Genomic DNA, 23138 nt, shown 5'->3' with positions numbered 1-23138 from the left:
ACCACATTGCCTAAGTGCTTGATCCCAAATCCTATGAATGAATGCAGCTGGGACTGTCTTGATCTCGATCAATTTGCCCGGTTTGCTCGGATAGGCACCCAATCCCTGCCTTCCTTGCGATAATGGCGTTTCACGGCAGCCCAGGCGACGCGATAGGCTGTTTCCTCACGCTTTTCGCCTTGGTCGGCATATTCGTCGCAGGCGCTGTTGAAGGCGGCGCGAAAGATCTCCTGGGCATGCGGGGGCAGGTGGGTCCTGATGGGCGGTGGAAGATCTTCCTCGGTCGCATAAGGCATTGCGGTCCTCACTTCCAGGCCCAACCGACGCCTACGCAGGTGGCTGACGAACAGGCCAAGGCACGTCGAGGGGCGGCGATCAGTTTGACAGGAAGCGGCAGAGCTGGACGTCGTCGAGCAGCGAGCGGGTAACGCCGCCGAACACCCATTCCCTGATCCGGCTGTGTCCATAAGCGCCTGACACGACCAGGTCGGCCTTGGCGGAACTCAGGAAGTCGATCAGCTCGTCGCTCTCGTCATCGGCCTTCAGCACTTCGGTGCGAGCCGTGATACCGTGCCTGGCCAGGAAGGTCGCTACATCCTTTATGCCTGCCGTCGTTCGGTCACCCGGTTCGGAATCGATACTGACCACGATCACATCATCCGCCATCGCCATCAGCGGCACGGCATCGGCCACCGCGCGCCTGGCTTCGCGGGTATCCTTCCAGGCAACCACGATCCTCCCTGTCGGTGCCTGCTCCGCGCCGACCGACGAGATCAACACTGGCCTGCCGGCACGCAGCGCGAGGCCGCCGGGATCGACAGTCCGATAGGAATCGCCGGAGGAAGCCCCTTCAGGAGCTCCAGTGATGATGATATCCGCGCTCCTTGATGCCGCGACCAAGGCATGGTTGGGATTGTCGAGCATGTTGCGCCACTCCGTCGCCACCGAACCGGCAACCAGACCGTCAAACTCGAGGCGCCGCTCCTCGAAACGCTTCTTGATATCGTCCCTCAACTGCTGCCAGACCTCGGCGGCTATAGCGGCACCCTCGGGCGCCATCGTCACGGGCAAGGGCGCATCGGCCGCACAGAAGCCGATCAACCGAGCCTTGGAGCGCCTGGCAAGATCGATGGCGATCCTGGTGACGGGCGCGATCGGGCCATCTATGCCCACATTCAGCAGAATGGATTTGTACCCCATCGGTGATGCTCTTGGTCGGTATCGGTCGGATCGGCTTAATCTAGCCCGTCCCACGCATTGCGATCCTTGATGCCGATCAAGTTGCGACCTCAGGGCATATGCGACTCGAAATGGATGGTCTCTCCGTCCACCACGAAGGTACCCTTTCCAATATGGTGCATGGTCTTGGGCCTTGGCTGCCCCGGATCAACCCAAGCCTTCACGACCTCGAGGACGAAAAGATTGTATTTGTTGACGAGCCGGGTATCGACCACGCGGCATTCGAGATTGGCAAAGCATTCAGCGACCAAGGGCGCGGCGACACGCTCGCCGGGCAGCGGCGTCAGCCAGGTCGTCGCGAACTTGTCTTTGTCCCGGCCTGAGCAGTTGCCGGCCGCCACGACTTTCTCCGCCAGCCCCACGGCCGGGATAGCGATCACGCACTCCTTCGTGTCGCGCAACGCGCCAAACGAGAAATCGCCACTCGACACGACACAGGCAATCGTCGGCGGTGTAAACTCCACCATCATGTGCCACGACATGGTCATGACATTGGCGCGGCCTCTCGCCCGGGTTGTCAGCAGAGCGACTGGACCCGGCTCGATCAGCCGATAGACATCTGCAAGCGGCAGTTCCTTCATCTTCGCACCTCCGTTGTATTCGATATTGCCAAGCGCAAGGCGGCCGTCACCGCGGCGAACAGCCTGCATGTGGCGTGTCAGTTCGAGAACAAGCGGTTGACGGAGCCATTGCTGAGCAGGGAGCGGGTCATTCCACCAAAGGCCCATTCACGCAGCCGGCTGTGACCATAGCCGCCGGCGACGACAAGGTCGGCACCCATGCCGTGGGCGAGTTCGATGATGGTTTCGCAAGCATCCCCATGATCCGGGTCCAGGACTTCCGATCTCGCCTTGATGCCATGCCTCATCATGAACCGGACGACGTCGCCGACACTTTCGCGCGCATCCCTCTGCTTCTGTTCTTCGATCGTCGCCACGAGCACATCTTGTGCGCCGGTCAGAAAGGGCAATGCATCGGTGACTGCTCGCCGAGCCTCGCGAGTATCCTTCCACGCCACCAGAACCTTCTCGGGGTCAGGTGGAACAAGCCGGTCAGCCGCGATCAGCACAGGCCGCCCAGCCGACAGCACCAATGTTCCGATGTCGACCACCCGGTTGTGATCAGCGCCGGAGACCGGCGTTCCCGTCACGACGAGATCGGCGGCGCGGGCGTGCATCGCGAGCAGGCGTGTCGGATCCCCGATCTCTTCACGTAAGGTGGCGCCGTCTCCGACGAGAGACAAGAATTCCTCCTTGAGGATCTTCAGGCGATCCTCGATCTCGATCCGACGTTCACGCATGATTTCCGCCGCCGCCATCCCACCATCGTCACCGGGAACAAAGACATATGAATCGGCCGCGGCAAAACCGATCAGCTTGGCTTCGAAGCGTCGCGCCAACTCCAGCGCATAGTTCGTTCGCGGCGCTGCCGGAGAATCGACATCGAGTTGAACCATGATGGTGTTGAAGATCATTTTCGTGCCCTCCGATGAGATTTGTCGCAGGATCACCTGAGGTCCGATCGTGCGCCTTGATGCGCATCAAAGTCTGCCGATCTCGGCGGATCGCGCCTTTCGCCTCCATCTGAATTGTGGTCTCGCCGCCCTACATTGGCATCTCTGGTTCGAGGGCGCGTTCTTTCGTCGGTTCCGGTATTTCGGTCATGGTCGCTTCGGTTAAGAGCAGGACGCTCGCCACCGAGACTGCGTTCTCCAGTGCGATGCGAACGACCTTGGTCGGATCGATGATGCCGGCTTCGACCAAGTCGACATATTCCTTCTTTCCCGCATCGAAGCCGAAATTGCCGGTGCCTTCGAGCATCTTGGCAATGACAACGCCGCCGTCGACCGCGGAATTCTCGGCGATCTGCCGGACCGGTGCTTCGAGTGCCCGCTTGAGAATCTGCACGCCCGTGCGCTCGTCGCCTTCGCAATTCTCTTGCTCGTCGGTCACGGTCTTGATGCAGCGCAAGAGGGCGAGCCCGCCGCCTGGCACTATGCCTTCGGCGATCGCAGCCTTGGTGGCGCTGATGGCATCGTCGAGCGCTTCCTTCTTCGATTTCATCTCGGCCTCGGTCGGCGCGCCGACCTTGATGACGGCGACGCCGCCCGCAAGCTTGGCCAGTCGCTCCTGCAGCTTCTCGCGATCATAGTCGCTCGTCGTATTGTCGATCTCGCGCCGAATCTGTTCGACACGGCCCTTGATCGCCTTTGCATCTCCGCCGCCGCCAATGATCGTCGTATTGTCCTTGTCGACGACAATCCGCTTCGCGCGCCCCAACTGCTCCATGGTGACGTTTTCCAGCTTGAGCCCGAGATCCTCGGAGATGACCTGTCCGCCGGTCAGGATGGCGATATCCTGCAACATGGCCTTGCGGCGATCGCCGAAGCCTGGCGCCTTTACGGCACAGTTCTTGAAGGTGCCGCGGATCTGATTGACGATGAGCGTCGCCAGTGCCTCGCCTTCGACTTCCTCGGCGATAACGAGCAGGGGGGCTCCGGACTTCGCCACAGCCTCGAGCAGCTTGATCAGATCATTCAGCGAAGCGATCTTCTTTTCGACGATGAGCACGAGCGCGTCTGCGAGGACCGCTTCCATCTTCTCGGGATCGGTCACGAAATATGGTGACAGGAATCCGCGATCGAACTGCATGCCCTCGACGACGTCGAGGACGGTTTCCGTGGTCTTCGATTCTTCGACCGTAATGACGCCTTCGCCGCCGACCTTCTCCATTGCCTCGCCGACCAACTGACCGATGAGAGGATCGTTGTGCGCGGAGATCGTTGCCACCTGTTCTTTCTCGCGACGGGTCGAGACAGGCCGAGATATCTGCTTGAGCGTTTCGATTGCCCGTTTGGTGGCGCGGTCAAGGCCTCGTTTTATGTCGATCGCGCTGGCGCCGGCGACGACGTTGCGTACGCCGTCGGCGAACATCGCATGGGCCAGAATGGTCGACGTGCTGGTGCCGTCACCGACCATGTCCCCGGTTTTCTCCGCCGCCTGCCTGAGCATCCGCGCCCCAAGATTTTCCTCGGGATCCTTCAGGTCGAATTCCTTGGCGATGGTCACGCCGTCATTGCAGACTGTGGGAGCGCCCCATTTCTTTTCGATCAGAACCGATTTCGAACGCGGCCCGAGCGTCACGCGTATGGCGTCGGCGAGCTGGGTTGCGCCACGAAGAATCTTTTCGCGCGCTGCTGATCGAAACAATACCTGTTTGTGAGCCATGACCGCCTCGGTGCTATGATCCGCCTTGGCTAGCAGGGGTGAGTTCGGCCGGCTTTGATACGCATCAATCCAAGCGTCAGCGGTAGAGACCGGCGATGCTCGAGAAATTCAGCCTCTGATCCTCATCCTACCCTCACATTCGGCGCCCTGTGAGCATTGATCACTATCTCCGGCCTTTGACGGTGATCAATGATGACCTGCGCAACTGCCTGCTTGATGCTTCGGGGCCCATGCAGGAAGCAGCCATGCGCGGATTTACGAGACGTCTCTTTCTGACAGCGGCTGCGCTTCCCGTTGCGTTGGCATGCCGGCCAGCATCCGCCGATAGCGCCACGGCCCTTCCGGAGGCAATGAGGCTCGGAGGAATGCCCCTGCTTGAGGCCTTGTCCCTCAGGCGCTCGATCCGGCTCTTTGACGACAAGTCGATCGAAGAGGGGGACCTCTCGACTTTGCTGTGGTGCGCTTTTGGTCTGAACAGGCCCGCTACCGGCGGTCATACGGCGCCGTCATGGCACGGCTCGATGGAGACCGCGATCTACGTGGCGGACGGACAGGGAGTGCGCCAATTCGATCCAATGATCCAGGCGGCTCCCATCGTGCTTGCGGAAGATATTCGCATGAGGACAGGTGCCGAGCCCTTCGTTGGAACCGCGCCTGTTGTGCTGATCTATGTCGCCGACCGCGCTCGCATGTACGAAGCAAGCGCCGAGGAACAGATCCAGGCTGCGCACGTCGACACAGCCATCGTGGCACAGAATGTCTATCTCTATTGCGCCTCTGTCGGTCTTGGCACTTGCCTGGTGAGCAGCGTCGACAAACGAGGTTTGGCCCAACTTCTCAAGCTGCCCAAGTCACAGATCGTCACGTTTGTCCAACCCGTCGGATATCCGAAGCCCGCGGTCTAAGCGTAGCGGTTCGATTTTGACTCAGCGTGCCGCCCGGTCGGCCGGAGCGCTTCCTTGGGCTCCTGATGGGGATGTCACGGCGCATGAGAAGCCGTTGGCGCAGGATAGAGCGCCTCTCCGGCTGCGGCATGCCAGTTCAGTATACCCTCCCAAATTTCCTCCGCCGTTTCGGCAAACCAGAAGAGGTCGCGATCCTCCGGATCGATGACTCCTTCCTCCACCAGGAAATCCATGTCGATGGCACGGCGCCAGAACTCCTTGCCAACCAGGACGACTGGAATTGGCTTGATCTTGCGGGTCTGAACAAGGGTGAGGGTTTCGAACAGTTCGTCCAGTGTTCCGAACCCGCCGGGAAAGGCGACAAGGGCCTTCGCGCGTAGCAGGAAATGAAGTTTGCGGATGGCGAAATAGTGCACCTGAAAACAAAGCTCCGGGCTGACATACGGATTGGGGTATTGTTCATTCGGCAAGCTGATGTTGAGCCCTACCGAAGGCATGGAAAGATCGAAAGCGCCCCGGTTGGCAGCCTCCATGATCCCGGGACCTGAACCCGTCATGATCACGATTTGGTGATCCAGCTGATCGCGATTGGCGCCGCTGACCAATCTGCCAAATTGACGTGCGACATCGTAGTAGCGCGCCTTCGATGCAATTCGTTCGGCCGCCCTGAGACGCAAGCTCACGTCGGCGGGCGGTTGCACCAGTTCCGTGCTTCGAAGTGCGCTAAGGTTGCGCCGCGCCGCAACTGGTTCGCAGATGCGCGTACTGCCGAACACGACAATCGTTCCGCGAATGCGGTGCTGACGCAGCAACATCTCTGGCTTGAGGTAGTCGATTTCGAGTCGCGGCCCACGCGTATCATCGCTTTCGAGAAAGGCAGGATCTTCGACTGCCAATCGATAGCTGGGGCTGGCCAGTATGGCCTCAATCCGGCCAGCCGCTCCAGGGTCGTCTGCCGGAGTCTTGCGGGTCTGCCCAGGCAACGGCAGCTGCCGCTGCAGCGGGTGGGGTGGTGGGGGGACGGAGATCACCCGCAGCCTGCGTTTTGATCTACCAGCCTCGGATCGGTCCATCTTGATGGCTTTCCTATTCAGTTTGAACGGCGCATCCGCAATCTCGACATCATACACAGTGGAAGCGCCAACACATCGAGCGTCGCGCCGAGCCGTGTTGGAGCGCAACACTGGAGCGATCAAATCCTGGATCGATAACCGGTCGGTGCCTCGTACCTCTCCAGGGGCAGGTGTTGCAGCATGTCCCGCCGTCCGCGGCTCTTCTTTCCGTTAAGTCTCTTCGCCAGCATCAGGGGAGACAGCAGACGAAGCTTTGAGATGCATCAAAGCGCGACCTGTGTCGGCGCCTAGATTGGCGGCAATCGGCTTTTGGAGCGTGTCATGGAACTGATGGAAGCGTTGCGCACTCGGCGTGCCGTGAGGGAATTCACGGACGAACCTTTGGATGAAACCGTAGTGCAAGATCTGATCGGAGCGGCCATCCTGGCGCCGAGCGCCATCAACCGTCAGCCATGGAGCTTCGTCGTCGTGCCCGGAGCCGAGCGTCTACGCAGGCTTTCGGCGGAAGCCAAGCGCCATGTGCAACTGCACTTGCCCGCCGGATCCCCGTTGGCGATGCATGCAGCCGACCCGGCTTTCGAGATTTTTCACGGCGCGGCCGCACTCATCATCATCTGCGCTGCAGATGGTGAGAGCCAGTCATTCGAGGACTGCTGCCTGGCCGGGGAGAATTTCATGCTTGCGGCGCATGCGAAGGGTCTCGGGACGTGCTGGATCGGTCTGTCGCGACCGTGGCTCAACGATCCGGCAGTCAAGGCGGAACTCGGCATTCCGGCAGAGTGGCACGCCGTCGCGCCCATCATTCTGGGTCATCGCAGGTCGCTTCCATCACCAACGCCACGGCAGAAGGCCAAGATCGTATGGAGCCGCTGACGCGCCGCATGCGATCGAGGTCACTTTCGTGGGCGATGCCAACGTGCCGTCAACCGGCGTTGGCGAACCAGGATCGGTACCGACGGCCGCCGCGATCGCCAATGCTGTCTACGCCGCGTCTGGCAAGCGCATCCGACGCCTCCCGATCGCAGCGGCACTGACCTGAGCGATGGCGCCCATCTCAACCTGGTTCGAAACAGTGGCTCCGTGAACAACGAAGATTCCACAGCCGCGGTCATCGATCGCCTTCGGATGCTTCGGTGTCGGATCGGCCCAGGCCGAGCACCAGCCGACCATATCTGCTCGCGAATGCGATCCCGCGGCCCGTCCTGAGTCCGGTCAGCCGCCAAACCCGAACACCTCGACGCTCTGGAGCCTATTCCCTGGCTTCTCGCCCCGAGATCTCCTCTATAGCTATCCGGAAGAATATGTGGCGGGCATCGTCGGCCAGGGGAGGGGTGAGTGGTTTCAGGGCGCCAGGATCCCACCAGCTGGTGTGGGTACTCAGCAATGACCAAGCACGATCCCGCTGGCGCTTGTGACCGATCCTCTCGGGCAACTCTTCGTAGCGTCCATCCGCGACGACGCTCTTCCACTGACGTCTTGGCAACGGACTCTCGACGAGCACGGACACTTGCGGATTGGAACGCATCCAGTCGATCTTCTTGCCTGGAATAGAGAATGCGTAAAATGCCTCATCAGCGTATGCATAATAGATCGGGACCACATAGGGGCGCCCGTCCTTGGCGCAAGCCAAGCGGGCCAAATGATGCCCGGCCAGCAATTCTCGGCATTCGCTCATGCTTAGGGCACGTATCAACATTGTCGTCTCCAGAACGGTTAGGAACCGAAAGCTTTGCCAGGCAACCGGCGCGTCAATCTTGGCAGACTCTACGCTCCCATCGCCTGATGGAAGCTCTCTTTTTTCTGGGGTCGGCCTCGACGCTTCTCGGAGGGAGAGACCGTGTCGCAGCTTAGTTTCTGGCCGATTACCCAGTTCCTCATTTTGCTCACTCTCGCGAACGGAGTGCCCGTGATCGCCAAGAAAATGCTTGGCGACTGGCTTGCTTGGCCAATTGATGGCGGTTGTCTTTTCTGGGACGGGCAACCACTTCTGGGTCGGTCAAAGACGGTCCGCGGGTTGGTCCTGGCAATCCTTGCAACGGCGATGGGCGCTCCCATGATCGGGCTCGACATCGAAACCGGAATGCTCGTCGGTTTCACCGCCATGGTCGGCGACATGTTGTCCAGCTTCCTCAAACGCCGCCTGAGATTGGCTTCGAGTGCCCAGGCCCCTGGTTTCGATCAAGTGCCGGAATCCCTGTTGCCCTTCCTCGTAGCCAGGAACCTCGTCGGATTTTCGGTCTGGGACATCCTAATCGGTGTTGGAGCGTTTTGGATCGGGGAACTGTTGGTGTCCCGGTTCCTCTATATGCTGCATGTCCGAGACAGGCCCTATTAGTTCTCACTTACCGGCGATCGGCGATTTATTTCGAGCTTGCGGATCGCATCGCGAAGCTCGAGCGCCGGCAACTTGGTGAAGTCCTTGGCGATCTCTGCGGTAATGGCTTTGCGGAGGCTTTCCGGAAATGCCTGACGAAGGTCGCCTAACATCTGGGGAGCGGCAACGACGACGAGTTGGTCAAAATCCTTTGCAAGATGATGATTATGCAGCGTGTCGGCCAACGTTGACGCAAAGGCTCGATCCTCCTCGCGCACGGGCTCAGAATGGTACTCCATCGCCGATCGGCGCGTCCCGACAGAGGCGAAGCTGCGACCAGGCCTGTCGGCCATGATTTCGCGCAGTTGCCGTCGTTCCGCGTGAAAAACCAGCTCATCACCGTCACCGGACGGTTCCCCCGCCGATGAGACATCGCGCAGTATTCGCGCGCGTGCTCCATCCGCGACCAAAACCCAGATCCTTTGCCGTCTCATGATAGCCTCGTTAAAAACAGCCATCATAATCATACTATGGCCAAGACTTTTGTTGTTGATCGAGGTCAATGTTGCCCTTGCATCCTCATCGCTGATGCGTCGTCCGCAGCGCCGTCTAGCCAATGACGGATCGAAGCTCGCCTTGACACACGAATACAGCTTGCGTCGGGTTCGGGCTTCGGCACCTGGCCTGTTGATGCGTGTCCATCGAGCTTCGATCCGCAGGCGAGCACGTCCGCCTGTTTGATCCTTGTCAACGCGACAGCCAGCTCATTCGGGCAATCTGATAGAAGGAGGGTTTTCGCTTGTAGAAAGGGTGCGACAATGAACGACAATATTTTACGGCAGGACATCATCGATGAATTGGAGTTTGAGCCCAGCATCGACGCGGCCAATAACGGCGTCGCCGTCGACAACGGGGTGGTCACACTAACGGGCCATGTTTCGACCTTCGCCCAGAAGGCTACCGCGGAAAATGCGGCACTTTCCGTCAAAGGCGTGAAAGGCCTGGCACAGGAAATTGAAGTGCGGCCTTACGGTTCCCACGTCACCACAGACGAGGAGATCGCCAAGCGTGCTCTCCACACCATCTCCTGGAACACGGTAATTCCCGAAGGAGCTGTTCAGGTCAAGGTCCAGAATGGCTGGGTAACCCTGACTGGAATGGTCGACTGGCAATACCAGAAAGCCGGCGCTGCCAACGCCATTCAATATTTGGCGGGCGTACTCGGTGTCTACAACAACATCGAGGTGAAACCCCACGCGTCAGTGTCTGATGTCAAGAAGCGCATCGAAGATGCACTGAAGCGCAATGCCGAAGTCGAGGCGAAGGCAATAAATGTCAGCGTGTCCGACGGCAAGGTCCGGCTCGACGGCAAGGTGCATACTTGGGCCGAACGGAGTGCATCGGTAAGGGCAGCGTGGGCGGCCCCTGGGGTTCACCTGGTCGAAGATCGTATCATGATCGCGTGACAAGGCTGAATGCTAAGGGAGGCGATTGTGTCCGCTTTCCTTTTTTGCAGGCTTGACGGCGGTGATAAGAGCGACGCCGCTCAAGAGGACCGGCGGAAGATCTTAGATATCAACCTGAACAGTGCTTTCTACGGCCTGAAATATGAGATCGCCGCCACGCTCATCAGTTTGCCGCTGAAAACTGCTCGCTGCGGTCGTACTGCGATCTGTATCTGGATGGAGTGCGATGCGTATCGCTCGCCTCTCGCTGATGGGAGCCAGTCGCGCGGCTGAGCCGGCCGCAAAGTTTGCTGACGCCGTGGCAATCGACCTATCTATCATAATCCTCTGCTGATCTGATTGATTGAAGCGCGTCTGCAGTGGCCACGGCACTGGCCGACGGCATCGAAACGAACGTGGCACGGTGCATGAAGTCCGATCCAAACGCGCTTCTGGGCAATGATTGTGATGTAAATCAAATCGTTGACGCAGGAAAATGAATAGGAGGGTTCCATGATTGTGTCGTCCTCTGCAAAGGAAAGACATTGCGCGTTTCCTGGTTCTCCCTCGCGGTCCTATTGATTGAACTCTTCCCGGCAACGCATGCATTTGCGGCAAAAGTCGAAGTTCTGATCGATCTTTCACAGCAAAGGATGATGGTCGAGGTGGATGGTGGAGATCGCTACAGCTGGCTGGTCTCAACGGCGCGGCGGGGATACCGGACGCCAGTCGGGCACTTTCACCCGGTTAGGCTTGAGAGGACGTGGTTTTCCACGCGGTATGATTTATCGCCGATGCCATATTCGATCTTCTTTCGCGGCGGATATGCCATCCACGGCACGAACGAGGTCGGCAAACTTGGGCGCCCGGTATCTCATGGTTGCGTGCGGCTTCTCCCCGCTAACGCACGTCGCCTCTTCGAACTGGTCAGACTATACGGCAAGGGCGCGACCGAAATAACAATCAGGCCATGAGATCAGCTACGGGCCGCCACGAACGGCACTGCACTCCCTTGAAGGTGCATAATTCGCCTGCAGGGGTCAGCTATTGTTGAGAGGAATTCCCGCCGACGTTATCATTCCAGCTCAATGGCGGTATATCGCTTTTATCCGCGACTTATGCTGGGTTGTCGGCCCTGCGTGTCGCAGCCTCTATCTGCGAAAGCTTTGTCCGTTCCTCGTCCAGCGACTGCAAAAGCGTCTTCCGAGTAGCGAGGTCGGATTCCCTCTCCAGCCTCTCTTCGAAGTGCTTGATATTTTCCAGGTGCACAAACTCAGCGTATCTGTGTGGCATCAGGCCCCCCTAACGGGCCGAAGCGTTTAGGAGCATCTGTAAGTCAGCGGCGCCCAGATTTGCGCTTTACGCGCAATTTGTGCCCTGGCGAGGCTCGGCGTCTGCCCGGTACCGTGCATAGTCATTTCTGGAGTGGCGGAGTATCTGGCTTGCTTGCCAATTGCCGGGTGCGCAGCTACTTTTGCCTCATCGCCGGTCACGAATTGAGGCGCCGGCGACTGAGAGTTAGCTGCGCTCCCGCCTTGTCCAAGGGAGCGCCATGGTCGCCGTTTCGCCCAATCGTCTATTGTCGTCGCTGGCGCCCGAAGCGTTCGAATTTCTACGCCCCCACTTGAAACCCGTCGAATTGGTGCAAGGAACCGTCTTGGTCGAAGGCGGCGGCGAGATTGCTCAAGTGTATTTTCCCCATGGCGGGATCATTTCCATGGTGGTGAGGCTCGAAACGGGAGCGACTGTGGAAGTCGCAATGGTTGGCAGTGACGGCCTGTTCGGCGCCTTTGCCGCACTGGATGGCAAGATCTCTCTGAACACAGCCATCATTCAACTGTCCGGAAACGCATCGGTGCTGGAGACCTCCCGTCTGCGGGCGGCGGCCGACCAAAGCGCGCCCTTTCGCGCGCTCCTTATGCGGCACGAACAGGTCATCTTCGCGCAAGCGCTGCAGTCAGCTGCGTGCAATGCGTCTCATACGGTCCAAGCGCGCTTGTCGCGCTGGCTGCTGCGTGCCCGCGATCTCTCCGGAAGCGACACCCTGTCATTTACACAGGAGTTTCTGGCTCAGATGCTGGGCACTCAACGCAACAGCGTGTCCATCGTTGCGAATACGCTCCAGCACGCCGGCCTGATCCGATATCACCGGGGGCACATCGAAATCATCAATGTGCCGGGCCTATTGGAGAGCACTTGCGAGTGCTACGGCACCGTCAAGGCATATTACGACAAGCTCCTGCGCGGCCACTAAGCATGCTGCATGAGGCTCAGAAGTCGCTCTCAACATCTTGAGTAATACCGAGTGGGGGGAATCTGTCACCGAAGTTGCCCCTAAAGCGTCGATCGCTACTACCGGGATTCCGTCTCTTTTTGCGCCTCGTTAATCTACCCGTTGCGCGCGTTGAAGCTTCTTGGTTTCCGCGTCCAGCAAACGGGAAATCTGCCGACGCTTAAGGGGATCTAATTGTACGGCCATCAGTCTTCGCCAGTAATGGGCGACGTTCGCTTGGCTGTTGCGGACGTTCATCCTTGGGTGGGAACTACCGCTTCTGGCGCAACTTGCCCGTTTGAACGAACCGTCGCGATGAGACGGACGAATTAACCATGTACGGGCTCTGGGCTTGAGATCCAATCCGGATCCCGATCGATTGCGCGTGCTTCGCTAGCGGAGCAGCAACAGGCGGCCCCCGCTGGTGTTAGAAGCACCAACGCAGGCCTGACCCGCAACCTGGTAAGAGGTCTTGGGCTATGAGAAGTGATAGATGGCATTTCCGCCGTCCGGAAGGGGACCGGCGGAGTTCGACGGTACGGCAATCGGGTCATAGACGACATTTGGGACAATCGACTGGATCGCCACCGCCTGGAGCCTTCGACAACGACATCGACAGGCTGGTCGATGAAGCCATGAAGGCGGCGCTCGCCGGAGAGGTCCGGGGCGACATCACCTTCGGCGAGTATGCGTCGCTCTTCGGCTTCTTCCGTTCGGCGGTGATGCAGGAAGGCCGGTTGTTGGAAATGGCCGTCGAGCTAGCCGTCCAGCGGAACCCCAATCTGAAACTATTGCCGACGAAAGCGATGCCGATCGTGCCCGCCGCGCAGGAGATGCTGAAGCGGACGCCGTCTGAGGAGATCAAGGGTGTGCGCTTTCCGTCTCGAGTGCATTCGACCGAGACCTACAAGCCTGACCTGTTTGTGGTGAACAGAACAACACACAGCGGGCTAATCCTGGACATCAAGCGAAGCCTCGGCTCCTACCGTCCTCAGGAAGTGGACCGGCTGCGGTTCAGGATGCTGGCGGTGGCGGCGATAGCGCCGGAATGGGTGGCTGAACACCAGGGGCCGCTCCTGGTGAAGATCGAGACCGCTATCGTCGACGGAGCCGATCAGGTGTCCGATCCCGAGCGGGGTGTCTTCCGACTTTCGGAGATCGACGACCTTCTCGAATCCGAGGGCGCTGCCGGCTCCATCAGGCTGATCCGGGAAGCGTTCTCCGGTCGGGTCCAGGATGAGCTCGCGCGCCGCTGCCGGACGCTGGCGGGCGACCACGTCGAACCTGACAAGTACCTCGACGGAGCGAATCCCGCGGGCGACCATCCGCCAGTTGGGCACGAACAGGCCTCTGTCGTTCCGTTGCAGGCGTCCGTGACGCAACAGTCCCGCTTCGGATACGCCCGAAGGCCGAGCCTGCACTGACGCCAAAGGCGATTCCAGCGCTCCATTGTCGACATCACCGACCGCAGCATGCTGCGGAACGGGAGGAGTATGTCCCCATGAGAAAACCCGTCCCCTGGAAGGAGCCTTCGCGGCTCACAGTCGAAGCGCCAAGTACCAGGAAACAGAAGCAGGCGAATCCTGCAGGCGTGGGCAACGGCGTCGGAGCAGCCCCAAGGTCGAAACCTAGGAGGTCGCCCGCATCGGCAACCCACACCGTGGCGCCAACCGTCAAGCCAAGGAAGGCGACTGCCTCGCTTCCGCTTCTGATGCTCCTCGGACACAGCGAATCCTGTGCCGAGCTCAGGCGCGCCGGCGGCATCACGGCTTGCGACTGCAGGATCAAGCCTATGGAAGATCCTGCTGTGACGGTGGGTCTCGTCATCCATTATGCACGGATCAGCCTCGCCCAGCGGGTACCCATTCCGACCGTCATCATCGAACTGCTGACTCGACGGATCGAGGAAGGTGATCCGGCCTGCATCATGGTCGCCGAGTGGTGCGACGCGTCCGGGCTCCTCAACCTGAAACCTTTGACGCGCTCGAAGCGGAGGCCTGGGTGATGGATATCCGTCTTGCAAATCATCTCCTTTGGCGTCTCCGCCACCGCGCGGAGGCTGACGCCATCGACCATGCCGTGGAAGGTGGAATCCTTGTTGAGAGGCTTCGGACGTCGGAAGGGCGGAAGTTGCGGACCTTCACGCCGGGGCCAGCTGTCGCCGGCAAATCGCAGGCCGAGATCTCGCGTCTGATCCAGCATAGCGGCAATGGCGGTCCCAGATCTGGCAGAGCGACGGAAGACGACGTGTACGGCATTGCGATGGAGGATTTGGAGAGTTCAGCCGGTCGCGGTACCAAAGGACTCCGGAAGGGCAGCGGTGCGTCGCGATCCTTTGCAGACCGTCTTCCGGATACGGCAAACCTGCTCCGCACTGTGCGCCGGTCGGCGGAGCCTCTGCGCGCGCTAGACGTCGCTACCATGCTGCTCGTCGCCCAGTCGATCACCATGAGCGCGACACCGGTCGACGAAGTCCTGGAGGCGCTGCGTTTCCCCAGTCCCATCATGACTATCACCGGGCGCGTCGCAGGATTCGAGGAAGCATTCCTCGACCTGCTCGGGCGGGGGCTGGTTCTTCCCGGCATCGTAGCATCTTGCAACGGCAATAACGTCGCGAGGGATGGTTATGGACTCCGCTTCGCCCAAGTCCCCGGTGATCCCCGCTGGCGGGTGGTCACCTTCCAGGGGCAAGATTTCGAGGCAGGTGATGAACAGCAGGCCGAGCGATGCGTCGCAGGCGCCGCCCGGAGTGTCTATCCGATCCTTGGCGTTGCCGAGAGCGATGATCGACTTCCGGAGCTCCTCCGACACGCCGCCCGGATCAATCTGACCTGCGGTCCGATGGACATGGGCATCATCCGCCAGACCATGCGCGCGGTTCTTGGAACAGTGTCGGAAGCTGGCATCGCCCACGCCCATGCATCAGCGCTGACGCTCTCCGATCTGGCGCTCGCGATCCGGCCAGGAACGTCCGTGCGACGCGCCCTTGACCTTCTGGATGACCTTGCCCGCATGCGGCTCGCATCTGCCGTCGAGCAGGAGACTGGCAGCGGCACTACAGACAAGGATTCCGGCCGAAAATCATCCAGCGGCACGAGGGCCTCAAAATCCGGGCGCGACAATCCAGGATCGGGCAGCGCGCGCCGCCATCCGGCCGTGCTGACAGGCACCGAACGGGACCGCTTCATTCCCCGCGTGGAAACGCTGACCGGGTATGGCAAGGCCAAGGATTGGGCACTCGGCCTGAAGGAAGACGTCGAGTTGTGGCGGGCAGGAAAGCTCACTTGGGAATCCATGAGTGTGAAGCTCTTGCTCAGCGGTCCACCAGGAACGGGCAAGACAAGCTTCGCAGAGGCGCTCTGCAACAGTTTGCAGATTCCGCTGATTGCGACTTCGGTCGCGACCTGGCTTGAGCCCGGCTATCTTGGGGACGCCCTGAAACGAATGAGTGCAGCCTTCGCCGAGGCGGAAGCCGCCGCGCCATCGATTCTATTCATTGACGAAATCGACGGCATCGGCAAGCGGGGCACCGAAGGGGAATGGTCGACCTACTGGAACACAATCGTAAATCGCGCGCTTGAGCTTCTGGACGGCGTTGCAAAATCGTCTGGCGTCATCGTCATTGGCGCTACCAACCGCCCATCCGCGATCGATCCCGCCATTGTCCGTTCTGGAAGGCTTGAGACGCACATCATTATCCCAAAACCCGACACGACGGCGCTGGCAGGAATCCTACGCCATCATCTGAAGGGGGATCTCACCTCCGTAGTCGCCAGTGCCCCTGCGCGGCCGTCGGGCACGGATCGCGATCCAAAATCCGAAATCTCCGACACTACAGACAAAAGGGCGTTTCAATGCTGACGTTCAAACCTGGCAGCCAGATTCAGAGCTGGGCATTCGAGGTCGAACTGGGCCGGCTGTCGGCGCTTGTTTCCGATATGGAGCAGGTGGGCCTTGGCACTCCGGTCGAAGACTTGGTCGAAAATGCTCCACGCCTCGACAGCTGGCTTGTCGGTGGACGCTCGAGCCCGTGCCTCGTCGGGCTTTCCACGGGCCATCCGAGGCTCACGGGCGATGAGCGGCCGATCACCACCTCGGACCTGTGGCTGATGTCGACGGACGGGAAGTGGGCTCGCACTTTGTCGCGCTGGTACAAACTTGGCAGGCATGGCCGCTCGTTCGGTGACTCGTGAAACGCGGGATGCCCCTATTCTCACTGCTCCAGGGAGGCGTACATGACTGTTGACGAAAGCCCTGCGGGCAACGCCGCAGTCCCCGAAGTTCTCCGCGCACTGGCGCTGAAGGCGGCGGGGCTGACCGGAGCCGACATTGAAAGACTGGTCCGAGAGGCGCGCCATAAGGCGCGTCGCGAACAGCGTGCTCTCGTGTACTCCGACCTCTTCGACATCCTCACTTCCGGTCGTCCCCAAAGGCCACATACACTGCGGTGGCGAATGGCCGTTCATGAGTCCGGGCACGCTATTGCCTACCTCACTCTCGGGATCGGCAAAATCACCGCGATCACTATCGACAGTGCGGCCGGCGGTTACATCGAAGCCGAGATTCCCGACCTAAACGAAGAGACCGAGGATTTGGGTGGCGCAGTGCTGGTGATGAGAATGGCCGGACGTGCGGCGGAATATGAAATTCTGGGATCGGTCACCGCAGGTTCCGGCGGTTCTTCCACCAGTGATCTGGCAACCGCAACGGCGCTGGCCACTCAAATGGAAACTGTCTTCGGCTTTGCAGCGGAGATGCCCCTTCTACATCGACCGATGGAAGACCGCTCCACGCTACTCACCTACCATCCTTCGCTGGCGGAACGGATCAATGACCGACTTGAGGGTGCCTATGCGCGCGCGCGCAACCTGATCCGGCGCAACAGTGCCGCAATCGAGTTCCTCGCCGAGGCTCTCATCAGGCATGGAACGCTGGAAGGGAATGATCTGAATGCGGTTCTCATCCGGGTCCGTAGTCGGATGATTCATGCTGGATTCTCGGCATGAGCATGATTTCGTACGATGGTGGACGGTCGAGTGACTTCGACTTCTCGTTTCGGTCTTCGCTGCTGATCTACAATCCGCTGATTGCCGAGCGCGTCAAACTCCACCTCTTCGTGGCGGTGGACCGGACCTCGAAGTTCGCCTTCGCTCGGCTGATGGCAGAAGGCGACCACCGTCACCGGCAAGACCTTCCTTGAGGAGTTCGTCGAAGCTGTCCCCTACAAAATCCACACCGTGCTCACCGATAACGGCCATACAGTTCGCCGACCTTGCCCCAAGAACCGGGACGGCACCACCGCAAGCTGGCGCGGTTAAGGGCACGAATGATCCCAGAGAGGCCCGTTGGTTAGTGCGGGGCGACCCGACTCTGGCGCATTGGCAACGCTGCAGGCGTCGGGAGGACTTTCGGGCGATTGCCCATCCGCCGCGCACTGACGGAGCAGAGCAGTGAAAAAGCCCGAAATTATTTTCGCTCGCAAGAGGATATATCCGTCCGCCCGAGCAGTCTCAGACCCTCAGTCGGGCCTCCTTTGAGCAGAACGAAGACGGGGTATCCGACTGGCCTCATCAAGGATTCGTGCCCCGTCCATTTCATGAGAGCGCCGGAGCAAGCACCGGGTGCTGGGGGGCGGCCGGAATCCTTTGCCGGAAGGATTAGATCCTTGCGGTGGACACTTTGCATGCAATTGTTGACACTATAGATGACATTGGTCCGCGAAAGGATTCGCTCATCTCCAATGTACTCATATTAATCGTGGTCGTTAAGGCTGAATACGTTCTCAAATATTCGCCAAAATCCGGACAAATGGCTCGGATAGGCGAAACAACGCTTCATTCAATGGGATTGACATGCCGACCAATATACAGAATGACTTTCTATCGTGAGTACTGAAAGACTGATTGAGACCAACTGGGCGAGACCCGCCCGCCACCGGAAAAGACAGAGAAATTTCCGAGGAGCAACCTGGGGAGACCCTGAGAATGACGAGAGCCCCACGAACTGGAATCTATTGCCGGTCCGCCACTGAGGACCAATCCCACCCCGCATCAAACGTCGCGGTCCAACAGGCGGAGTTGACCGCCTACTGCGTCAAAATGGGTTGGCAGGTGGTAAAATGTTGTCTCGACCAGGCAATATCGGGCCATTGCTTCGAACGTCCTGCGCTTAATGAGCTCCTGGCAGCGGTTAAAACCAAACCGCGCAGGTTCGACATAATACTTGTCCGTGATTTTTCGCGGCTGGGACGTTCAATAATCGCCCAGCGCCAGATTGTGAAGATAATAAAAGGTGCTGGGATAGAAATTAGAACGCCGCAGAGCGAGCAAATATCATCGTATTGGCCTTATTTCGTGGACAAAAACTTTCTCTAAATTCTCAGAGACACAAGCGGGAGGATAAATAATGCGTATTCATTTCGCAACCGATGCACGTCCGAGAAGCATGGCCAAGAAGTTAAGGCGGCGTGGCGTGGAGAAGGGCATTGAACTCAAGTTGACTGCAGCCAAACACGCCATGGCGCGAGTCTACGGCTATCGGAACTGGATGGAGTTGGTCTCTACACTAAACACCAGTCCACCATCTCCGTGGGATTCTTACATCGATCTGGACGAGGTACTCCTGCGGAAAAATTACCAGGTGAAAGCATTGGCGTACAAACTTGGCATTGAAGAGATCACAGCTGCGGAACTCATCGCTGAGCTGCAACCGACCGAAGCGAACGCCGGGTCTATGCGCCCGCAGGTTACGCCCTTTCAACCCAGCGCTGTGACGGTAGTCACGAAAACGCGACGCAGAGCTCCGTCTAAATCGGACAGCACGATCCGCATTTTTGATTTCGTCGCGATCGCGTCCCAACCGTCAGACCCCAACAGTAGCTGGGAGGAATAACCGCATTCGAAGGGGAGTTAGTGGTCGCCGCCCGCCAGTCTGTTCCGAGGGCCAAATGTGTGTGAGGCGTTATGTCATTAGGTAAGAGATCATCAAAGAGCTCCGGACCAAGCGGGCCGGGCACCGATCAACCTGTCGTCTTTCCGGAAGCGCCAAGATCACCGACGCGCCGCAAGATTTTGGACCGAACCAGACGATCGCCACTAAGTCCCGCATCTCGTCGGAGCGCGATCGCCGTCACCAACCGTCGCGGCGCTTCGCGCAGACGCCGGCCGCACATCGTGCAAATCTTGATGCCTCTAGTCCCGACCGTCACTGAGGGCGAAATCGAAACCTTAGAGGTCATTCTGAAAGGTGCCATCAGTTTTGAGAACTGGGAGCCCAGGATCATACAATAGCCCGCTTCGCTCCAAAGCCCCTCTCGCCAAGGTGAAACCGACCATACAGCTACCTGAATAGAGGGAAGGACCACCTGTCAAGCAGGTGGTTTCACCCCACTACAAGTCTGGAGAAATACATGGCTAAAAGAGTAAAATCCTCTGCAAAGGGAGTTTCTACATTTTCATTTGCAGATATCGTTGGCACGTCAAAAGTACGGAAGCCGGAGACCATCGCATCGCGGCGCGCACGGCTGCGCGGAAAGGATATCCTATCCAGCTCTACTGCACTGAAGACCATCCGCGTTGCACTTTATCTGCGTGTTTCGAGCGACAAAAGCGTCCAAAGCAATCTTTCCATACCTGATCAGGAAGCCCAGCTAAGAGCGCTCTGCAAGCAGGAGGGGTGGATCATTGTTGCTGTCTACATAGAAGAAGGCGTTTCGGCGAAAACGGCTGCCCGCCCGCAGTTTCAGAGGATGATTGCTGACTCGCAATCCCAAGAAAGGCCCTTTGAGAAAATTCTCATTCACAATACGTCTAGGTTCGCCCGCTCGTCGAGCGATTATGCAATTTACGAGAAACTGTTGGTTCAGCACAACATCGAGATCGTCTCCGTTTCTCAAACCTTTGCAAAAGACGCGGGTGGAATGATTTCAAAGCGGATTTCTAATCTCTTTGATGAGTTTCACTCGCTCCGATCGGCTGTGGATTCAATTCGGGCAAGGCGCCGAATGGTTGAAATTGGCCATTGGCCTGGTGGTCCTCCGCTCTTTGGATATCGACTGATTCCAGCAGGAGATAATCCGTCAAGAAAATGGGTGGCAATCCGGCATGAAGAGCGCGGCGTGGTTGAAAGGATCTACTCAATGGCCCTTTATGGCGACGGCGAAGGGCCGCCACTTGGGTTACAGGCTATCGCTAAGTGGCTCAACAAACGAGGCTACCGGACCCGCGATGGTGCACGCTGGGGTGGCCAAGCAATCCACAAGATGCTTACAAACCCGGCCTATTACGGCGACTACTACTGGTTCGTGAATCCATCAGAGAACGAGTTTATCGAGGACCAGGATCCCATACTGATGGGCATCCCAGCGATTGTAGCTCGTCAAATGTTCGAAGAGGTTCAACTGCTCCTTGAGAGACGCAACCCAAAGATGCATGGGGCGAAACTCATAAGCAGTCCACTACTTCTAGCGGGAATCGCCCGGTGCAAGTGCGGCGCATCAATGACGTTGGGGACGGGCACGGGGAAGCTTGGCGTAGTGTATCGGTACTATCGGTGCAGCGCAGACAGTCGGGGATTAGATCGTTGCAGTGGACCGCGGATTCCGGAAGGCACGCTTGATTCCGCGGTCCTCGATTCCCTAAAGGACCGGATCCTTGACGAAAATCGCTTGTCAGACCTGCTCATCCGACTGAGCGAACGCGACGCACGGCAGCGCACCCGTGCCGACGGGAAGATCCCTGAATTTCAGGCGCGAATGAAGGCCGCGGAAACGGCCTTGCAAGGTATTATGGCGACTGCAAAGCTCGCACCATCCATTACTTCCCAGCCTACCTTCCAAAGGGAGCTAGAGTTGGTGTCAAGCGAATTAGCGGCAGCTAGTCACCTGATGTCCGAAGCGCTTGCGAAAGGTTCCGAACGCTCTGAGGTAACTCCTGCGAGGATAGCTTTCTTCCGATCCCAAATGGAAGAACTGCTGTTTGGATCAAATCGAGCGGTTGCGAAAATCTATTTGGCCACGATCGTCGCACAGGTTGAGGTGGGCGAGCGGTTCGTGCGTATCCACGGCCGCGTCTCGGATCTGAGGGATGCAGTCAGCGCGACGGGGCAAAGCGAGGGCGGTGTCGGTGGCGTACCCGGGGTTCGTAGATATGTTCGCAGATGGCGGAGAGGGAGGGACACTCTCCTCCAAGGGTCTGAACCCCTTGCATCCCTTGACATCCGGTCTTTCGAGACTCATCTGTGGGGCACCAGCGTGGGGCACCGGGGTGCAGAATGGCAAGCCAAGAACAATATCTCGAATGGCACGGGCAGCAGTGGCGCGTCCGCATAAAGGTGCCGGCAAAGGTGCGGGATTTGATTGGTCGAGGCAAGCTGACGCATCCGCTCCACACAGGTGACCTCAAGGAAGCGAACGCAAGGAAGTGGCCCATCGTGGCACGCTTGAAGGCGGCCATCGCGGCAGCCGAGAGGGCCTTAGCGACCAATGATCCGGTGGAGGCGGAGGCTCTGCGGCATAGGCTCACTATGGACGAAGAAGGCACCCAGTACGCTATCAACCTTCGGGCTCATGAGCTTGAGGCCACCAAGGGCCTAGACACGGCGAAGGCCTTCTTCGCGCTTGCCAGCGGACAGGTCACGCCGCTTGACCACCATGCAACCGAGTTCCTCAAACACCAGAATTACCGTCTCAAGTCTGAAGGGGATTTCCGAAGGGTACTGGGCTGGCTTGGGGATTGGCTCCGCGATAGCCAACTCCCTGTCGCCCTTGAAGCCGTTAGACGGGTGGATGCCGGCAAGTTCCTGTCTGAGTCTCTTCTGGTCGGCAGGGGTCGCCAGAAGGCCACAGCCTATCTCGGGTTCATACGGCAGTACTGGACGTGGCTGCTCGACAAGGGGCACCTGCCAGCCGGGGAGAACCCCTGGGCAGGCCAGAGGCTTCCAGCAGAACGCCGCCAATCACGCGAAGCGGAGACCGATAGTGGCAAGCGTCCGTTCACTGATGCGGAGATGACCAAGCTGCTCAACGGCGACGGCGGACCACTGCTCAATGACCTGATGCCCATTGGAGCGTTAAGCGGAATGCGCATCGAGGAGATTTGCCAGCTCCGCGTTTCCGATTGCCGAGATGAGATGTTCAGCGTTTGGGCGGGGAAGACGGATAACGCCCGCCGTACCGTCCCGATCCACAGTGGGCTTAAGGAGATCGTAAAGCGGCGCACGACGGGCAAGATGGACAGCGATTATCTGTTTGATGACTTGCCGCCAATTCCCAAATCGCGAGAGACCCGTTCCGACCCTGCGGCCAAGCAGTTCACCCGGTATCGCCGCAAGGTGGGGGTGGATGAGCGTCCGAACGACAAGGCGAAGAGCAATGTGGACTTCCACTCGTTCCGCCGCTGGTTCATCCGCAAGGCGCGTGATGCCATGCTTGCAGGAGGGGCAGGGTTTGACGAGTGGACTTTCACGTGGGTGGTTGGGCATACGGACAGCGAGCGGGCGAAGAGCCTAGACCTCAGCCAGCACGGCTACGCGGGGATGGACCGGGAGGAGGCGAAGAGGGCGCTTGTTGAGGCTGTCAAACTTCCGCCTACGCCCACATAGCGCAGAAGACACACTCCGGCGGTCTGAGCACTTGCTGCTTTGCGAGCAATTTCGGTGTAAGCGC

24 protein-coding genes and 1 pseudogene are annotated in these 23138 nt (G+C 59.1%); 17 read left to right on the top strand and 8 right to left on the bottom strand.

Features of this window, described 5'->3' with window-relative positions:
- Positions 1-68: 68 nt before the first annotated feature.
- The 5 genes from ACLGL5_RS04380 to groL form a co-directional block, all read right to left on the bottom strand.
- Positions 69-296: a ChaB family protein gene (locus ACLGL5_RS04380; protein WP_038647123.1), complete on the bottom strand. Its 228-nt coding sequence runs from the start codon at positions 294-296 to the stop codon at positions 69-71.
- 79 nt (positions 297-375) lie between these two features.
- Positions 376-1200 (bottom strand): universal stress protein, encoded by an 825-nt coding sequence (locus ACLGL5_RS04375; protein WP_038647121.1) that lies wholly within the window; start codon positions 1198-1200, stop codon positions 376-378.
- 89 nt (positions 1201-1289) lie between these two features.
- Positions 1290-1820, bottom strand: a complete 531-nt coding sequence (locus ACLGL5_RS04370; RefSeq protein WP_069093209.1) for a flavin reductase family protein — start codon at positions 1818-1820, stop codon at positions 1290-1292.
- A gap of 77 nt (positions 1821-1897) precedes the next feature.
- Entirely contained in the window at positions 1898-2713 is an 816-nt protein-coding gene (locus ACLGL5_RS04365; protein ID WP_038647119.1) for a universal stress protein, read from the bottom strand.
- A 130-nt stretch (positions 2714-2843) separates the two neighbouring features.
- Positions 2844-4466: a chaperonin GroEL gene (gene groL, locus ACLGL5_RS04360; RefSeq protein WP_069090405.1), complete on the bottom strand. Its 1623-nt coding sequence runs from the start codon at positions 4464-4466 to the stop codon at positions 2844-2846.
- Between the two features lie 365 nt (positions 4467-4831).
- Between groL and ACLGL5_RS04355 the strand changes: the two genes are divergently transcribed.
- Positions 4832-5371: a nitroreductase family protein gene (locus tag ACLGL5_RS04355; RefSeq protein ID WP_171903227.1), complete on the top strand. Its 540-nt coding sequence runs from the start codon at positions 4832-4834 to the stop codon at positions 5369-5371.
- A gap of 74 nt (positions 5372-5445) precedes the next feature.
- Here the strand turns inward: ACLGL5_RS04355 and ACLGL5_RS04350 are convergent, their stop codons facing one another.
- A complete protein-coding gene (locus ACLGL5_RS04350; protein ID WP_240565017.1) occupies positions 5446-6501 on the bottom strand; it encodes an LOG family protein in 1056 nt (351 codons plus the stop codon).
- Positions 6502-6765: 264 nt separating this feature from the next.
- Between ACLGL5_RS04350 and ACLGL5_RS04345 the strand changes: the two genes are divergently transcribed.
- Positions 6766-7317, top strand: a complete 552-nt coding sequence (locus ACLGL5_RS04345; protein WP_038647115.1) for a nitroreductase family protein — start codon at positions 6766-6768, stop codon at positions 7315-7317.
- 376 nt (positions 7318-7693) lie between these two features.
- On the opposite strand, the gene ACLGL5_RS04340 is transcribed toward ACLGL5_RS04345, so the two are convergent.
- Complete coding sequence (locus ACLGL5_RS04340; RefSeq protein WP_069090404.1) at positions 7694-8140, bottom strand: pyridoxamine 5'-phosphate oxidase family protein; 447 nt, start codon at positions 8138-8140, stop codon at positions 7694-7696.
- Between the two features lie 141 nt (positions 8141-8281).
- Here ACLGL5_RS04340 and ACLGL5_RS04335 point away from each other — a divergent pair, with 141 nt between their 5' ends.
- Positions 8282-8779: a CDP-archaeol synthase gene (locus ACLGL5_RS04335; RefSeq protein WP_051726806.1), complete on the top strand. Its 498-nt coding sequence runs from the start codon at positions 8282-8284 to the stop codon at positions 8777-8779.
- Here ACLGL5_RS04335 and ACLGL5_RS04330 read toward each other — a convergent pair.
- Positions 8776-9321, bottom strand: coding sequence for a host attachment protein (locus tag ACLGL5_RS04330; RefSeq protein ID WP_083246461.1), 546 nt, complete (start codon positions 9319-9321; stop codon positions 8776-8778). The genes ACLGL5_RS04335 and ACLGL5_RS04330 overlap by 4 nt on opposite strands.
- Before the next feature lie 255 nt (positions 9322-9576).
- On the opposite strand from ACLGL5_RS04330, the gene ACLGL5_RS04325 reads away from it, so the two are divergent.
- From ACLGL5_RS04325 to ACLGL5_RS04260, 14 genes and pseudogenes are all read left to right on the top strand, one after another.
- Positions 9577-10224, top strand: a complete 648-nt coding sequence (locus ACLGL5_RS04325) for a BON domain-containing protein (RefSeq protein WP_240565447.1) — start codon at positions 9577-9579, stop codon at positions 10222-10224.
- 27 nt (positions 10225-10251) lie between these two features.
- Positions 10252-10497, top strand: coding sequence for a hypothetical protein (locus tag ACLGL5_RS04320; RefSeq protein WP_141700866.1), 246 nt, complete (start codon positions 10252-10254; stop codon positions 10495-10497).
- A 251-nt stretch (positions 10498-10748) separates the two neighbouring features.
- The gene (locus ACLGL5_RS04315) at positions 10749-11177 is read left to right on the top strand and encodes a L,D-transpeptidase (protein ID WP_069090402.1); all 429 of its coding nucleotides are present in this window, start codon (positions 10749-10751) and stop codon (positions 11175-11177) included.
- A gap of 578 nt (positions 11178-11755) precedes the next feature.
- A complete protein-coding gene (locus tag ACLGL5_RS04310) occupies positions 11756-12457 on the top strand; it encodes a Crp/Fnr family transcriptional regulator (RefSeq protein ID WP_038647105.1) in 702 nt (233 codons plus the stop codon).
- Positions 12458-13110: 653 nt separating this feature from the next.
- Entirely contained in the window at positions 13111-13899 is a 789-nt protein-coding gene (locus ACLGL5_RS04305) for a hypothetical protein (protein ID WP_069090401.1), read from the top strand.
- 368 nt (positions 13900-14267) lie between these two features.
- Positions 14268-14480 (top strand): hypothetical protein, encoded by a 213-nt coding sequence (locus ACLGL5_RS04300; RefSeq protein WP_141700865.1) that lies wholly within the window; start codon positions 14268-14270, stop codon positions 14478-14480.
- Complete coding sequence (locus ACLGL5_RS04295; RefSeq protein WP_069090400.1) at positions 14480-16336, top strand: AAA family ATPase; 1857 nt, start codon at positions 14480-14482, stop codon at positions 16334-16336. Before ACLGL5_RS04300 ends, ACLGL5_RS04295 begins: the two co-directional genes overlap by 1 nt.
- Positions 16330-16668, top strand: coding sequence for a DUF6634 family protein (locus tag ACLGL5_RS04290; RefSeq protein ID WP_051726803.1), 339 nt, complete (start codon positions 16330-16332; stop codon positions 16666-16668). The genes ACLGL5_RS04295 and ACLGL5_RS04290 overlap by 7 nt, the downstream gene beginning before the upstream one ends.
- A gap of 42 nt (positions 16669-16710) precedes the next feature.
- Positions 16711-17481, top strand: coding sequence for an ATP-dependent metallopeptidase FtsH/Yme1/Tma family protein (locus ACLGL5_RS04285; RefSeq protein ID WP_051726802.1), 771 nt, complete (start codon positions 16711-16713; stop codon positions 17479-17481).
- Between the two features lie 95 nt (positions 17482-17576).
- Positions 17577-17730: pseudogene (locus ACLGL5_RS04280) on the top strand (IS481 family transposase); the annotation flags it as partial.
- Positions 17731-18459: 729 nt separating this feature from the next.
- Entirely contained in the window at positions 18460-18849 is a 390-nt protein-coding gene (locus tag ACLGL5_RS04275) for a recombinase family protein (protein WP_083246459.1), read from the top strand.
- Between the two features lie 31 nt (positions 18850-18880).
- Positions 18881-19366, top strand: a complete 486-nt coding sequence (locus ACLGL5_RS04270; RefSeq protein WP_141700864.1) for a hypothetical protein — start codon at positions 18881-18883, stop codon at positions 19364-19366.
- A 517-nt stretch (positions 19367-19883) separates the two neighbouring features.
- Positions 19884-21803: a recombinase family protein gene (locus tag ACLGL5_RS04265; RefSeq protein WP_069090399.1), complete on the top strand. Its 1920-nt coding sequence runs from the start codon at positions 19884-19886 to the stop codon at positions 21801-21803.
- Entirely contained in the window at positions 21746-23074 is a 1329-nt protein-coding gene (locus ACLGL5_RS04260) for a DUF6538 domain-containing protein (RefSeq protein WP_494372876.1), read from the top strand. The genes ACLGL5_RS04265 and ACLGL5_RS04260 overlap by 58 nt, the downstream gene beginning before the upstream one ends.
- Positions 23075-23138: the final 64 nt, after the last annotated feature.

The organism is Mesorhizobium sp. U510 (assembly GCF_059180695.1).
Note: the sequence above shows the minus strand (reverse complement) of the source record. Positions and strands in the feature narration are given on the sequence as shown.